This is a genomic window from Micropruina sp. (assembly GCF_047607385.1).
Lineage (GTDB): Bacteria > Actinomycetota > Actinomycetes > Propionibacteriales > Propionibacteriaceae > Micropruina.
In genome coordinates this window covers 1-12,158 of sequence record NZ_JASGDE010000208.1, presented here as the reverse complement: position 1 = coordinate 12,158, position 12,158 = coordinate 1, and the positions used below count along the sequence as shown (strand labels likewise).

Genomic DNA, 12,158 nt, shown 5'->3' with positions numbered 1-12,158 from the left:
CCGGACGCCGGCTGTGCACCTTCTGTGAGCTTGCTGTGGGAGGCGCCACCGATAGCGCTGATATCATCAGATATCTAGGAGGTAGATGCGATGCCCGATCTTCTGATCCGAGACTTCCCGGCCGAGGATCTCGACCTGCTCGACGAGCAGGCGAAGCGCCTTGGACTGTCCCGAGCCGAGTATCTGCGGCGACAACTGCATGCGACGGCACGGCGACTCGACGCCGAAGTGACCACAGCTCACCTCATTCAGCTTGCCGAGACGCTCAGCGACCTCGACGACGAAGCCCTGATGAGTCGGGCCTGGTCGTGACCACGACCTGGCTCGTCGACAAGTCTGCGTTGACCCGGCTCGGAGCCAGCGCGGATGCAGCCGAGTGGGCGGAACGCATCCAACGGGGCCTGGTGGCGATCTCGACCCTCACTCGCCTCGAAGTGGGCTACTCAGCTCGCTCGGCAACCGACCTCGTCCGTAGTTTCAGAACTCCACCGCTGGCAGCCATGCCCGTCGAGTACTTGACGCCGGCGATCGAAGACCGCGCGGTGGAAGTGCAGCGGCTCCTGGCTGAGCGTGGGCAGCACCGCGCACCCTCGATTCCGGACTTGCTCATCGCCGCAACCGCCGAACTCACCGGCCGCCGAGTGCTACACGTCGATAAGGACTTCGAGCTCATCGCACGACTGACCGGCCAAGCAATCGAGCGGCTCGACACTGCACAGTGACTCAGCGGACACCTCAGCCGTGAGGCCTGGATGTCCACCAAATGGAGATTGCGCGAATACTGGTCTCGTGACCAGATCTGAGAGCACGAAGAGTCCGCGATGGCTGTGGACCTCCGGCGGCCCGCGACTGTTCGACACGAGTGGCGCTGAATACCACCGGGCGAGCGTCCTGGAACGTGTCGAGGTCGAACGCCTCCTCACTCTCGGCGATCTGGACGCGGTGCAGGTCGACTGCGGCGGCGGCATAGCCGAGTGGGTAGGCCCGTCCGAAGCACGTCGCCTCTGGCTCGGCGTCGAACCTCACCTGCAGGACATTGAGGGTTGGCAGCCACCCCGCGGCGCAGGCGGCATACAGCAGTACCAGGCTCAACTCTGGAGGTCAGCCGAAGGCGACTACGTCTTGGTGTTCGTGAACGAATAGCGCGGGCTCAACAACAATTCAGGACCGCGTGACTCCTTCATGATTGCTCTGAGTCTCATCACTTGCCCGAGGTGCGCCACGATTCTCACTCATCAACGCCACGAAGCCGAGCGCCATCATGAGCCCCGCCAGCACGCGAAGCACACCCAGAAAAGAGTCAAGCACCAGCGAGCCGAAACTCGCGGCCGTTATGCTGTCCGCGACCGTACCGATGAGGTTGACGAAGATCAGCCATTGATGACCCGCCGTAGCGATCGCGACCACCAGCCCGAGGCACACCGGTGATTAGCAGGCGAATCTTCGCAGGTCGTGCCACCCCGACCCGGTCGCCGCGGATCATCGGGAGGATTCCCAGGGCTCCCGCTGCGAAGACTGCTGCGGTGGCCATGAGGAACCAGAAACCCACATCGAAAACGACCCAAAGCCCGCGACCGAGTGCGTCACCGGGGAGCGCCTGTGCCCCGAACCGGAGCAGCACCCCCACCAGCAGCCCAGCACAGCACCCGATCCACAGCCGACGCTGCCTCCAGTTGTCAGTCAAAGCGGCCTCCTACTCCGTCATCATGCCCTCAGCGAATCAGGCCTCGTCGCGGTCTGCGCGAGCCGATCCCGCTTGGCGGCGCGCACCCTCGTCCTGGATGCCCCTACGCTGTTCGCGTGCCGATTGATGCAGCCCTTGCCGCTGCCGTGCTGACCGCGGTGATCGCCGCATTTGCGGCCCTGTGGACGAGTTGGCGACAAGTCCGAAACCAGCGTGAGTTGCTCCAGGTCACGCAGGCTGAGCAGAAGCGGCAGGCGCTCACGGACCGATGCAGCACATACCTTGCCGCCACCCAGCACGCGGTGCTGCAGCTGCGCGATGTGGCTATGGCCGACATGGAGTCGAAGGATGAGGCCGACCGGGAGAAGGTGTGGCCGACCGTTGATCGCGTGAACACCGCGCTGGTCGCAATCAAGCTCAATGATCCTGACGAGCTGGTCGAGGCCGCAAGGCAGTTGGACGATGCCATGGTGGAGTTGTTGCGAGCAGCCAGAGACCAGCAGTACACACAGGCAGAGTGGCGTGCGCGCAGAAACGAGATCATCGGCAAGAAGCCGGAGCTGGTCGTGCAGGCCGCACGTGCTCAGGCCCTGAAGCTGCAGGTGCCGCCCGCACTGCGGCCCAGGAACCGAGCCTGAGCCGCGTCACCCGGTTTCCGGCTCTGCGCCGGAACCAACTCGCCCGACATCTCTCAGACTCCTTCGACCACGGTGCGCAGAGGGTTGACCCTTCCCCGCGCCTCTACGTGTCCAACTCAGCAAGTACGATCGCTGCGACATCGGAGTGTTCAGCAGGCATCTGTACGAGGCGGGTTCGTACCAGGTCGCGGTCGACGAGGTCGGCATCAAACAGGGCAGCGACGAAAGCGCGGTCTTTTTCGCGACCCGCGCACAGTTTCGCGACGCACAGATCAGCCGGGTCGAGACACAGGCCGGAGTACTGCTTGCCGGTCACCGGATCCTTGGTGAACTCGTTGCGAACAACCACCAGACGATCCCGCCAGCCGAGCGGCAACACCGACGTGGTGAGATCGACACCATCCAAGGCGAAACCGTGAAGCTCCTCGAAGGGCGACAACTCCCCACCAACACCCTCGATCAGATCCGAAAGCCGGACCATCAGGTCGAAATCGCTGACATCAGGCATGACATCAACCTCGGCCGACAGGTGGGTAACGGCCGGAAGCTCATCGGTGTCGAACGAGCCGAGGATCGACTGCGAGCCGACCACGATCACGCGATCGATCTCTGCGATGGCGCAGGCGGCGCGGATCGCGTGGCACAGCTGCTCCCGGTTCACCGCTGGATCCCGGCCAGGACGCCGAGCCGCTCATCCTCGGTAAGGAAGCCGGTCATGGGTGACACCTCGCGCATCTCGATGCCGTCGGTGGACGTGTCGACCAGGACACGCTGCAGGTCACGCACGCTTCGACTGTCGATGATGTGCTGCCAGCGGTCCAGGTTGCGCTCATGAACCCGCCCCTGAACGTTCGACCGCATCCGATCCAGGTTGCGCTGCATGCGCTCCCACCCGGAGTCGTCGATGCCGCTCATGCCGAGCTTGCGGGAGATCTGGCGATGGAGCAGCCAACTGCGTCGCTTGGTGCGCTCCATCGGAACCAGCGAGACGTCGAAGCCGACCTGAAGCCCAAGGCTGGACAGCAGCAGCTTCAGCGTTGGCTCGGAGGGCTCGAGCTTGCCTGAGACGTAGCGGCTGATCTTGCTCGGAGGCAGGCCAGTGAGTCGGGACAGTTCCACCTGACTGGTACCAGTGGAGTCCATCCCGCGACGTAGAACCTCGCTCCGATTCACGACGCAATCGTACCACTAGATGGTAACCCGCCGAGGTGCTCCCCGACACGTCATGGCGTCACGACTGCTGCGCCCGGGCCACCAGGTTCACGAAGACGTCCTCCAGGGTGGGTTCGACCAGCCCGACCACGGCGTCGGCGAAGCCGGCCTCGCGCAGGCCGCGGGTGAAGGTGGGCAGCACGCCGTCGCCGGCGATCACCGCGGGGTCGATCACCGCGTGCAGGGACGCCCCGGACAGGTACGCCTCTTCGACGCCCGGGGTCCGCTCCAGCCAGGCCAGCGCACCGTCCACGTCGGACAGCCGCACCTCGATCACCTGCTCGGTGAGCAGGTCGTGCCGGATGTCGGCCGGCGACCCGTCGGCGATCAGGCCGCCGCGGTAGATGAAGGCCAGCCGATTGCAGTTGCTGGCCTCGTCCATGTAATGGGTGGTGACGAACAGGGTGACGCCGCGTCCGGCCAGCTCGTAGAGCAGGTCCCAGAACTGCCGTCTGGCTACGGGGTCGACCCCGCCGGTCGGCTCGTCGAGGAACAGCAGCTCCGGGTCATGGATGGTGGCGGTGCCCAACGCCAGCCGTTGCCGCCAGCCCACCGACAGGTTGGCGGTCAGCTCGTTCTCCCGTCCGCGCAGGTCGGCCATCTGCAGCACGTACGCGCGCTGCTGGGCGAACCGTTCCGGGCTGAGGTCGTAGACGCCGGCGTAGAAGCGCAGGTTCTCCTCCACCGTCATGTCCTCGAACAGCGCGAACTTCTGCGACATGTAGCCGAACCGGTGCTTGACCCGCTCGGGGTGCGCGACCACGTCCTCGCCGAGCACCAGCGCACGTCCGGCGTCCGGGGCCGAGGTGCCGGTGAGCATCCGGATGGTGGTGGTCTTGCCCGAGCCGTTCGGGCCGAGGAAGCCGACGATGGTGCCGCGCGGGACGTCGAAGTCGATGCCGTCGACGGCGGTGAAACTGCCGAAGCGCTTGGTCAGCCCGCGCACCGAGATGGCGGCGCTCGGGTCCGGCTCGGTGCCGAACGGACGTTCGGCGGGCAGTGCCCGTCGGGGATGGCTGTCGGTCATTCCGTCAACCTCCTGCGGGTCGCGGCGACGGCGGCGCCGAAGATCACCACGGCGAACACCGCCAGCACACCGAACTGCACGCCCAGCGCCTCGAAGCCACTGCCCTTGATGAACGCGCCGCGGAGGATCTGAATCGCCCAGGTGAGCGGCACGAACCAGGTCAGCGGGACGATCGCCGACGGCATCGAGTCGATCGGGAAGATGAAGCCGGACAGCACGAAGCTGGGCAGCATGAACAGCATCATCAGCTGTTGCGCCTGCTGCCGGGTGTGCGAGACCAGCGAGATCAGCAGTCCCAACCCGATCGAGGTGAGCATGAACAGCGCCAGCCCGGCCGCCACCACCGAGATCTGCCCGGCGAACGGCACGCCGAACCAGAAGATGCCGACGAACGCCACCAGCAGCAGCTGCACGGTCGCCACCAGCGCGTACGGGGTGACCTTGCCGATCAGGTACTCGGTGGGTCGGATCGGCGTGACGAACATCTGCTCCAGGGTGCCGCGTTCGCGTTCCTTGACCACCGCCTGACCCATCACCGCCATGATCGACAGCATCACGATCGCCGCCACCAACCCGGGAATCATGGTGTTCACCGAAGCCAGCGTCGGGTTGAACATCACCCGGACGCGGGCGTCGATGCCGGGCGCGGCCAGCTGGGCGCCCTGGGCGTCCATTCGTTCGGCGTTGTAGCGGGCGATGATCTGCGCCGCGTAACCACTGCCCACGGACGCCACCTGGCTGTCCGAGCCGTCCACCACGACCCCGATCGGGGCGGTCTCGCCCCGATCCAGCGCTGCCTGGGTGCCCTCGGGAATGACGATCGCGATGGCGATGGTGCCGGTGTCCATCAGTTGCTGCAGCTCGGACTCGGCCGGGTGGGCCACGATCCGGAAATAGTCGGACGCCCCCACGTGCGCCTCCAGCGCCCGCGAGGTGGACGTCCGGTCCAGGTCGACCACCGCGGTGCTCAGGTTCTTCACGTCGGCGGCCACCACGTAGCCGAACAGGATCAGCTGCAGGATCGGCATCAGGAAGAGCAGCCGCAACAGCAGCGGGTCACGCCGCAGCTGCAGGAATTCCTTCCACATCAGCAGCCGGATCCGCCGACGTCGCTGCCCCCAGGCGCTCATCGCCGCCTCCTCGCGGTCAACAGCACGGCCACCACGATCACGATCACCGCGTAGCCGGCCAGCGCGGCCAGATCGGTCCACAACTCGCCGAAACCGGCACCTTTCAGGAACACCCCGCGCGAGATGGTGACCATGAACCGGGCCGGGAACAACCAGCTGACGGCCTGCAGCCAACCCGGGATGGAGTCCAGCGGGAAGGCGAAACCGGACAGGATGAAGGCCGGCAGGATGGACAACAGCAGCCCCAGCATGTTGGCGCTCTCCAGGGTCGGCGCCACCGCCGAGATCACCAGTCCCAGCCCCAGCGAGCAGAACACGAACAGCGCCGCCCCCAGCGCCAGCACCCCGAGACTGCCGCGCAACGGCAGGCCGAAGAAGCCCATCCCGACCGCGGTCACCGCGGCCAGTTCGGCGAACGCCAGCAACGTCCAGGGCGCCAGCTTGCCGATCATCAGCTCCCAGCCGGCCAGCGGGCTGATCGCCAGCTGCTCGTCGGTGCCCTGCTCCCGCTCCCGGACCAGACTGACCGCGGTCTGCTGCACGGCGACCACCATGATGATCACCACCATCAGCCCCGGGATGAGGAAGTCGGAACTACGCTTCTCCGGGTTGTACCAGGTGCGCACCCGCGGCTCCAGCTGCCCGGCCGAGGTGACGTCCAGGCCCTGACGGTCGGCCCAGTCGATGGTGACCCGCTGCCCGTAGGCCTGGTTGAGCGCGGTGGCGAAGGCCTGCCCGACCCGGGCCGCGGTGGGTTCGCTGCCGTCCAGGTAGACCGCGACGGCCGCCTGCTCGCCGGCCGCCAGATGGTGGCCGAACCCGGCCGGCACCACCACCGCGATCCGGGCCAGGTTGTGGTCGAAGACCCGGTCCACGTCGGCCAGGCTGTCGGCGTTGCCGACCACCCGGAAGAAGTCCGAACTCGAATAGCTGCGCAGGTAGGCGGCGCTGGCCGGCGTCCGGTCCTGGTCGATGACCACGGTGGAGACGTTCTTGACGTCGAAGCTGATCGCGTAGGCGAACAGGATCATCTGCAGCACCGGCAGGGCCAGCACCACGGCCAGGGTGCGGCGGTCCCGGCCCAGGTGCCGGAACTCCTTGGCGATCAGCGCGGCGATCCGGTTCAGCGCGTTCATCGCGACGCCCGCTCACGGCCCAGTTCGGCCAGGAAGGCGAACGCGGTCTCCATGTCCACCGCGGCCGGACGCACCGCGCCGTCGATCCCGGCCGCGGCCAGCCGGGCCTGCACCTGCGCCGGGTCGTCGACCTCGAACAGCAGCCGGACGACGTCGCCGTACAGGTGCGCGGCCAGCACCCCCGGCACCGTCTCGGACGCCGCCAGCGCGGCCCGCGGGACCGCGGCGCGGAGCTCGAAGAGCCGTCCGGGAACCAGCGCCTTGATCGCGGCCGGGCTGCCCTGGTGCCGGACCCGTCCGCCGTCCAGGAAGATCACCTCGGTGCAGCGTTCCGCCTCGTCCATGTACGGGGTGGCGACCAGCACCGTGGTGCCGGCCCGATGCAGATCGGCCAGGATCCGCCAGAACTCGCGCCGCGAGACCGGGTCGACGCCGGTGGTCGGCTCGTCCAGCAGCAGCACGCCCGGGGCGTGCATCAGGGTGACCGCCAGGAACAGCTTCTGCTTCATGCCGCCGGAGAGCCGTCCGGCCTGGCGGTCGAGGAAGTCGGCCAGCCCCATGCCATCCAGCAGTTCCAGCGACCGTTCCCGGCGCCGCTTCGGCGCCACGCCGCGCAGCCGGGCGAAGAATTCGATGTTCTCGGCGACGGTCAGGTCGGGGTACATCGCGAATTTCTGCGACATGTAGCCGATCAGCGGGGTGACCTTGCCGGCCTGCCGGGTCACCGACAGACCCTGGATGCGGGCGTCGCCGGCGTCCGGCGCCAGCACGGTGGCCAGCATCCGGATCAGCGTCGACTTGCCGGCACCGTCCGGGCCGAGCAGGCCCAGCACCGCCCCGGTCGGGACGCTCAGATCGACGCCGTCCACGGCGACGATGTCACCGAAGCGCCTGGTCAGCCCGGACGCCTCGATGGCCGGGGTGACGGTCATGGCAGCCGCACGTCCACCGGCATGCCGGACTTCAGGGTGCCGGACGGGTCCTCGATCCGGACCCGGACCGCGAACACCAGCTTGGTGCGCTGCTCGGCGGTGTCGATGTTGTTCGGGGTGAACTCGGCGGTGTCGGAGACGAACGCCACGGTTCCGGTGAAGGTCTCGGCGCTGGAATCGGTGGTCACCTTCACCGTGCCGCCGACGCTGACCTGGCCGACCTGAGTCTCCGGCACGAAGACCCGGACGAACAGGTCACCCGGGTCGGTCATGGTGAGCAGGGTGCGTCCGGGGGCGGCGTTGGCGCCGGCGTTGCCGACCACGTTCACCACGGTGCCGGCGCCGGGCGCCTTCACCGTGGCGTAGCCGAGCTGCACCTCGGCCAGCTTGACCGCCGCCTCGGCCTGGGCCTGCCGGGCCTTCGCGGCCCGCAGGTCGGCCTTGGTGGCGTCCTTGTCGTCGCGGGCGTTGGTCACCGCCGCCTTGGCCGCCGTGACGCCCTGCTTGGCCTGGCTGAGTTGCAGCTTCAGCGCGGCGGTGTCGAGCTGGACCAGCACCTGGCCCTTGGTCACCCGGTCGCCCTCGGCCACCTTGACGGCGGTGATCCGGCCGGCCATCGCCGGCGCCACGGCGACCTCGCCGCTCTCCACCTGCCCGGTCAGGGCCAGCCCGGTCTCGGCGGCGGGACGGGTCGCACTCCACCACCACCAGCCACCCAGGCCGGCCAGCAGCAGCACGACGACGATGATCACCGGGATCGGTGGGCGCTTGTGCTTCATGGGTTCACCTCGTGGTTCGGCAGGGCGTGAGTCGGATGTCGGCGGGGACGCCGGGCGGCAGCGGGTCGCTGACGGTGATCTCGACCGGCACCGCACGGGTCAGGTGGGTCTGGTCGGTGGTCTGGTAGCTGGGCGGGTAGGTCGCCTCGGGCAGGATGCGGCTGACCCGTCCCGCCGCGGGTGCCGGCGCGGTGTCGAGGCTGATCGTGGCCGGGTCGCCGGTGCAGACCCGGGCGACCTGCTCGGGCGCCAGCCAGGTGGTCACGATGAGCGCCGGACGGGCGATCGTGGCCACGGTGGCGCCGGGTGCGATGACATCGCCGAGCGCCGCGACGGACGTCACCACGCCGTCGCTGGGCGCGCTGACCACGGCCTGGCCGCGGGCGGTGCCGGCGGCGTCCACGGCGGTGTTGTTGCGGGCCGCGATGACGGCCAGCTTCCGCGCCCGCTTCAGCCCGGCGCGGGCGTCCCGGACGCGTTGCCGGGCCTTGTCGAGCTGCCGCAGCCCGTCGCGAGCCTTGGCCAGGTTGGTGTCGATGGTGGCGACGGCCCGGTTCAGCGCGCCGATGCCCTTGGTGACCTGGGCGATGCCGGCGGTCAGCTTGCCGCGGGCGGTGGTCAGTTTCGCGATGGCCGTGCTGAGCTGCTTCTCGGCGGCCCGGAGTTGGGTGCGGGCGGCGAGCAGCGGGGCACGCACCTCGTCCGGAGCTTCGGGCGGCAGCGCGGCCAGGGCTGCCTCGACCTGGGCGAGCCGGTCGCGCACCTGCGCCAGCTTCGGCTTCAGGTCGGCGAGGGTGCGTTGCACGGTGGCGAGTTGTTTCGGCAGCTTCTTGCTGGCCGCGCGGGCCTCGACGAGGTTCTTGATCAGCGTGCGGCGGGCCTTGGTCGCCTTGGCGATGCCGTCGGTCACCTCGGCGCGCTTGTCGGCGATCTCGGCCTCGCGGTCGTGGGTGGTGTCGATGCCGGCGTCGATCACTCCGACCTGGGCCTTGGCCGCCGTCCGATCGGCCTTGGCGGCACGTTGCTGGGCGGCCAGCGCGGCGTCGTCGAAGCGGACCAGCACGTCCCCGGCCCGCACCTGGTCGCCGAGCCGGACCTGGACGGCGGCGATCCGCTGCGCGGTGCCCAGGGACAGCAGCGCCGGGACGCTGGACAGGTTGGCGGCGTCCCCGGGCGCCCGCTCGAAGCCGGCGTCCAGGTCGACCCGGGGCACCGTCAGCGCCGGCGCCTGGACGGTGAGGACGTCCGCGCCTACCCGTCCGGTGGCCTCGATGGTGGCGGACGGCTGGGCGCAGCCGGTGAGCACCAGCCCCAACGCGACGCCGGCGACGGCCGCCCGGGCCCCGGTCATGACGCGTCTCCGAAGTCGGCGTCCGTGAAGTCGAGGGTGCGCAGATAGGCGTCCACCAGCCATTCGACGGCCTCGTCGGCCGGCCGCTCGGCGACGCCGGTGGCCATCAGACCGCCGAAGACCACGTAGCTCATCAACGGGCCGACCAGCATCCGCACGCTGACGTCCGGATGATCCAGCACGACGACCCCGTTCCCGGCGGCCGCCTCGAGGATCGCCCGGGCCCGGCCGAGCAGCGCCAGCGGCAGCGCCTGCAGGAAGGTGGGACGCACCTCGGGCACGTGCACCGCCTCGCCCAGCGCCAGCCGCAGCACGGCCAGCACCTCGTCACGCAGCATGGTGTCGATCAGCCGGTGCGAGAAGCTCAGCAGGGCCTGACGCAGCTCTGCGCGCGAGGTCGGGGCCCGTCCGTCGGCCGGCGTGGCGAGCGACTGCTGCGCCTCGTCCAGGATCGCCAGCAGCAACTCCGCCTTGCTCGGGAAATAGGCGTACAGGGTCTGCTTGCTCACCCCGGCCTCGGCGGTGATGGCGTCCATCGAGGTGCGGGCGAAGCCCTGGCTGAGGAAGAGCGCACGAGCGGCGTCGGTGATCTGCCGCCGCTTGGCACGCGCCCGAGGGCTCAACTCCTCCACGCATCAAACTGTACGGTTCAGTTTGATGAGGCGCAAGACGCGACTCAGCGGGACCACAACGTGTCGATGGGTAGCGCGTGCAGCCGGTCGTCGATGGAGAAGCTCCGCCCGCCCGTGTACAACACGAATCCTGCGAGGAACTCATGACCCAGGCGTTCGCGGAGCGCACGAAGCCCCCTGAAGTCCTCACCAGCTGCCCGAGTGGAGGCCTTGATCTCGAAGGCCAGCACCCGGCCGCCCTCGGACTCGATGACCAGGTCGACCTCGTGGCGATCCTTCGTTCGCCAATGCCCGACCCCGACGATCCCGTCCGTCCACGCGACGTGGCCGAGTAGCTCGCCGATCACGAAGCTCTCCAGCAGGTGACCGAACTCCGTGAGCGCCACCGGGTCACGCCGGGTCAATTGGGCAGCGGTGATCCGAAGCAGCCTGGCGGCGATGGCGGAGTCGACCAGATGGACCTTCGGCTTGGCTGTCGTCCGCTTGGTAAGAGTCCGGTCCCACGCCGGCAGGAGCCGGACGAGGAATACCGACTCGAGCAACCGCACGTAGTCGCGACCCGTCTTCGCATCGACACCCAAGTCGGCTGCAACAGCGGTGCCGTTGAGCACCTGCGCGGTTTGCCCTGCGAGGCGTTCCAGCACGGCCGGCAGCGCGTGCGCTTGACGTATCCGACTGAGTTCCTGGACATCGCGTTCGAGACTCAGCCGGAGATAGCTGTCGATCCAACGTCCCCGGGCCGCGGGGGTGGGCGCGGCCAGCGCCAGGGGAAGGCCACCGCGCAGGATGCGCTCGACGTAGTCGTCCCTTGTGGTCGAAGACGGCGGCCCCGCGACCACCTCGGCCGGTTCACGGAGTAGTCGCGCAAGCAGACCACGTCCGCAACCGTGCTGCTCCGCCTGAGTGAGCGGAAGGACGGGAAGGCGTTGCAGCCTCCCGGTGAGCGCCTGCGCTGCCCGCGGAAGGGATTCGTGCCGCGCCGAGCCGGTCAGCACAAACTGCCCTGGTTCGCTGGATCTGTTGAGCCGGGCCTTGATGGCGTCCAGGACGATGGGCGCATGTTGGTACTCGTCGAGCAGAACCGGGCCTGGACCACCGATCATGGTTGCCGGATCGGCGGCGACGGCGTCGCGCACCGCGATGTCGTCGAGATCGAGAACCTCGCCTCCCAACTGCGCGGCGAGCGCGCGCAGCAGGGTCGACTTGCCCACCGTGCGCGGCCCCTCAAGCAGCACGACGGGACTCTCGGCGCATCGCGAAAGCGTGACGGAGAGAATGTTGCGCTCGACCAGACCATCGACTGAAGTCATAGCCCACCGTATCGCCATTCCCGTTCCGTCGCGATCGGAAGTCCCGAATGGTCGCGCATCCAACTCCCGTTTGGTCGACCCGCTGGCTCCCGAACCGTCGCTCGAATCGAAGCATCCGGGCGGGTCGTCTGGTGACCGAGGAGAACGCAGCGAGGCGCCGATCCGGGCGTCGCGCAGCGGGCGAAGGTTGGTGGCCGGGGCACTAGATGATCAATTCCTGGGGGTGTTAGTGGTCGTAGGCGGTCAGTGTTCTTCTGGCTAGGGAGTTTGTGTGGTGGTTGTGCCAGATGGCGGTGGTCAGGGCGAGGATGCGTTGCGCAACCCGTG

Annotated in this window: 15 protein-coding genes; 4 read left to right on the top strand and 11 right to left on the bottom strand. The window is 68.4% G+C overall.

Features of this window, described 5'->3' with window-relative positions:
• Positions 1 to 90 precede the first annotated feature (90 nt).
• The 3 genes from QM582_RS17685 to QM582_RS17675 all read left to right on the top strand — a co-directional run bounded on the left by QM582_RS17685 (position 91) and on the right by QM582_RS17675 (position 1,143).
• Positions 91 to 312, top strand: coding sequence for an antitoxin (locus tag QM582_RS17685; RefSeq protein ID WP_415086616.1), 222 nt, complete (start codon positions 91 to 93; stop codon positions 310 to 312).
• On the top strand, positions 309 to 722 hold the full coding sequence (locus tag QM582_RS17680) for a PIN domain nuclease (protein WP_415086614.1): 414 nt from the start codon (positions 309 to 311) through the stop codon (positions 720 to 722). The genes QM582_RS17685 and QM582_RS17680 overlap by 4 nt, the downstream gene beginning before the upstream one ends.
• A 67-nt stretch (positions 723 to 789) precedes the next feature.
• A complete protein-coding gene (locus tag QM582_RS17675; protein WP_415086613.1) occupies positions 790 to 1,143 on the top strand; it encodes a hypothetical protein in 354 nt (117 codons plus the stop codon).
• Positions 1,144 to 1,161: 18 nt separating this feature from the next.
• Here QM582_RS17675 and QM582_RS17670 read toward each other — a convergent pair whose 3' ends face one another.
• Positions 1,162 to 1,407 (bottom strand): hypothetical protein, encoded by a 246-nt coding sequence (locus QM582_RS17670; protein WP_415086612.1) that lies wholly within the window; start codon positions 1,405 to 1,407, stop codon positions 1,162 to 1,164.
• Positions 1,408 to 1,800: 393 nt separating this feature from the next.
• Between QM582_RS17670 and QM582_RS17665 the strand changes: the two genes are divergently transcribed.
• Positions 1,801 to 2,322 (top strand): hypothetical protein, encoded by a 522-nt coding sequence (locus QM582_RS17665; protein ID WP_415086610.1) that lies wholly within the window; start codon positions 1,801 to 1,803, stop codon positions 2,320 to 2,322.
• A 103-nt stretch (positions 2,323 to 2,425) separates the two neighbouring features.
• Here the strand turns inward: QM582_RS17665 and QM582_RS17660 are convergent, their stop codons facing one another.
• The 10 genes from QM582_RS17660 to QM582_RS17615 all read right to left on the bottom strand — a co-directional run bounded on the left by QM582_RS17660 (position 2,426) and on the right by QM582_RS17615 (position 11,831).
• The gene (locus QM582_RS17660; protein WP_415086608.1) at positions 2,426 to 2,983 is read right to left on the bottom strand and encodes a DUF6036 family nucleotidyltransferase; all 558 of its coding nucleotides are present in this window, start codon (positions 2,981 to 2,983) and stop codon (positions 2,426 to 2,428) included.
• A complete protein-coding gene (locus QM582_RS17655; protein ID WP_415086680.1) occupies positions 2,980 to 3,465 on the bottom strand; it encodes a helix-turn-helix domain-containing protein in 486 nt (161 codons plus the stop codon). Before QM582_RS17655 ends, QM582_RS17660 begins: the two co-directional genes overlap by 4 nt.
• An 88-nt stretch (positions 3,466 to 3,553) precedes the next feature.
• Entirely contained in the window at positions 3,554 to 4,561 is a 1,008-nt protein-coding gene (locus QM582_RS17650) for an ATP-binding cassette domain-containing protein (protein ID WP_415086606.1), read from the bottom strand.
• Positions 4,558 to 5,691: an ABC transporter permease gene (locus QM582_RS17645; RefSeq protein ID WP_415086604.1), complete on the bottom strand. Its 1,134-nt coding sequence runs from the start codon at positions 5,689 to 5,691 to the stop codon at positions 4,558 to 4,560. The genes QM582_RS17650 and QM582_RS17645 overlap by 4 nt, the downstream gene beginning before the upstream one ends.
• On the bottom strand, positions 5,688 to 6,827 hold the full coding sequence (locus QM582_RS17640; protein ID WP_415086600.1) for an ABC transporter permease: 1,140 nt from the start codon (positions 6,825 to 6,827) through the stop codon (positions 5,688 to 5,690). Before QM582_RS17640 ends, QM582_RS17645 begins: the two co-directional genes overlap by 4 nt.
• Positions 6,824 to 7,759, bottom strand: coding sequence for an ABC transporter ATP-binding protein (locus tag QM582_RS17635; RefSeq protein WP_415086599.1), 936 nt, complete (start codon positions 7,757 to 7,759; stop codon positions 6,824 to 6,826). The genes QM582_RS17640 and QM582_RS17635 overlap by 4 nt, the downstream gene beginning before the upstream one ends.
• The gene (locus QM582_RS17630; protein WP_415086597.1) at positions 7,756 to 8,538 is read right to left on the bottom strand and encodes an HlyD family secretion protein; all 783 of its coding nucleotides are present in this window, start codon (positions 8,536 to 8,538) and stop codon (positions 7,756 to 7,758) included. Before QM582_RS17630 ends, QM582_RS17635 begins: the two co-directional genes overlap by 4 nt.
• Positions 8,539 to 8,542: 4 nt before the next feature.
• Positions 8,543 to 9,889: an HlyD family efflux transporter periplasmic adaptor subunit gene (locus tag QM582_RS17625; RefSeq protein ID WP_415086595.1), complete on the bottom strand. Its 1,347-nt coding sequence runs from the start codon at positions 9,887 to 9,889 to the stop codon at positions 8,543 to 8,545.
• Positions 9,886 to 10,521, bottom strand: a complete 636-nt coding sequence (locus QM582_RS17620) for a TetR/AcrR family transcriptional regulator (RefSeq protein WP_415086593.1) — start codon at positions 10,519 to 10,521, stop codon at positions 9,886 to 9,888. The genes QM582_RS17625 and QM582_RS17620 overlap by 4 nt, the downstream gene beginning before the upstream one ends.
• A 44-nt stretch (positions 10,522 to 10,565) precedes the next feature.
• A complete protein-coding gene (locus QM582_RS17615; RefSeq protein WP_415086592.1) occupies positions 10,566 to 11,831 on the bottom strand; it encodes an ATP-binding protein in 1,266 nt (421 codons plus the stop codon).
• Between the last annotated feature and the right edge of the window lie 327 nt (positions 11,832 to 12,158).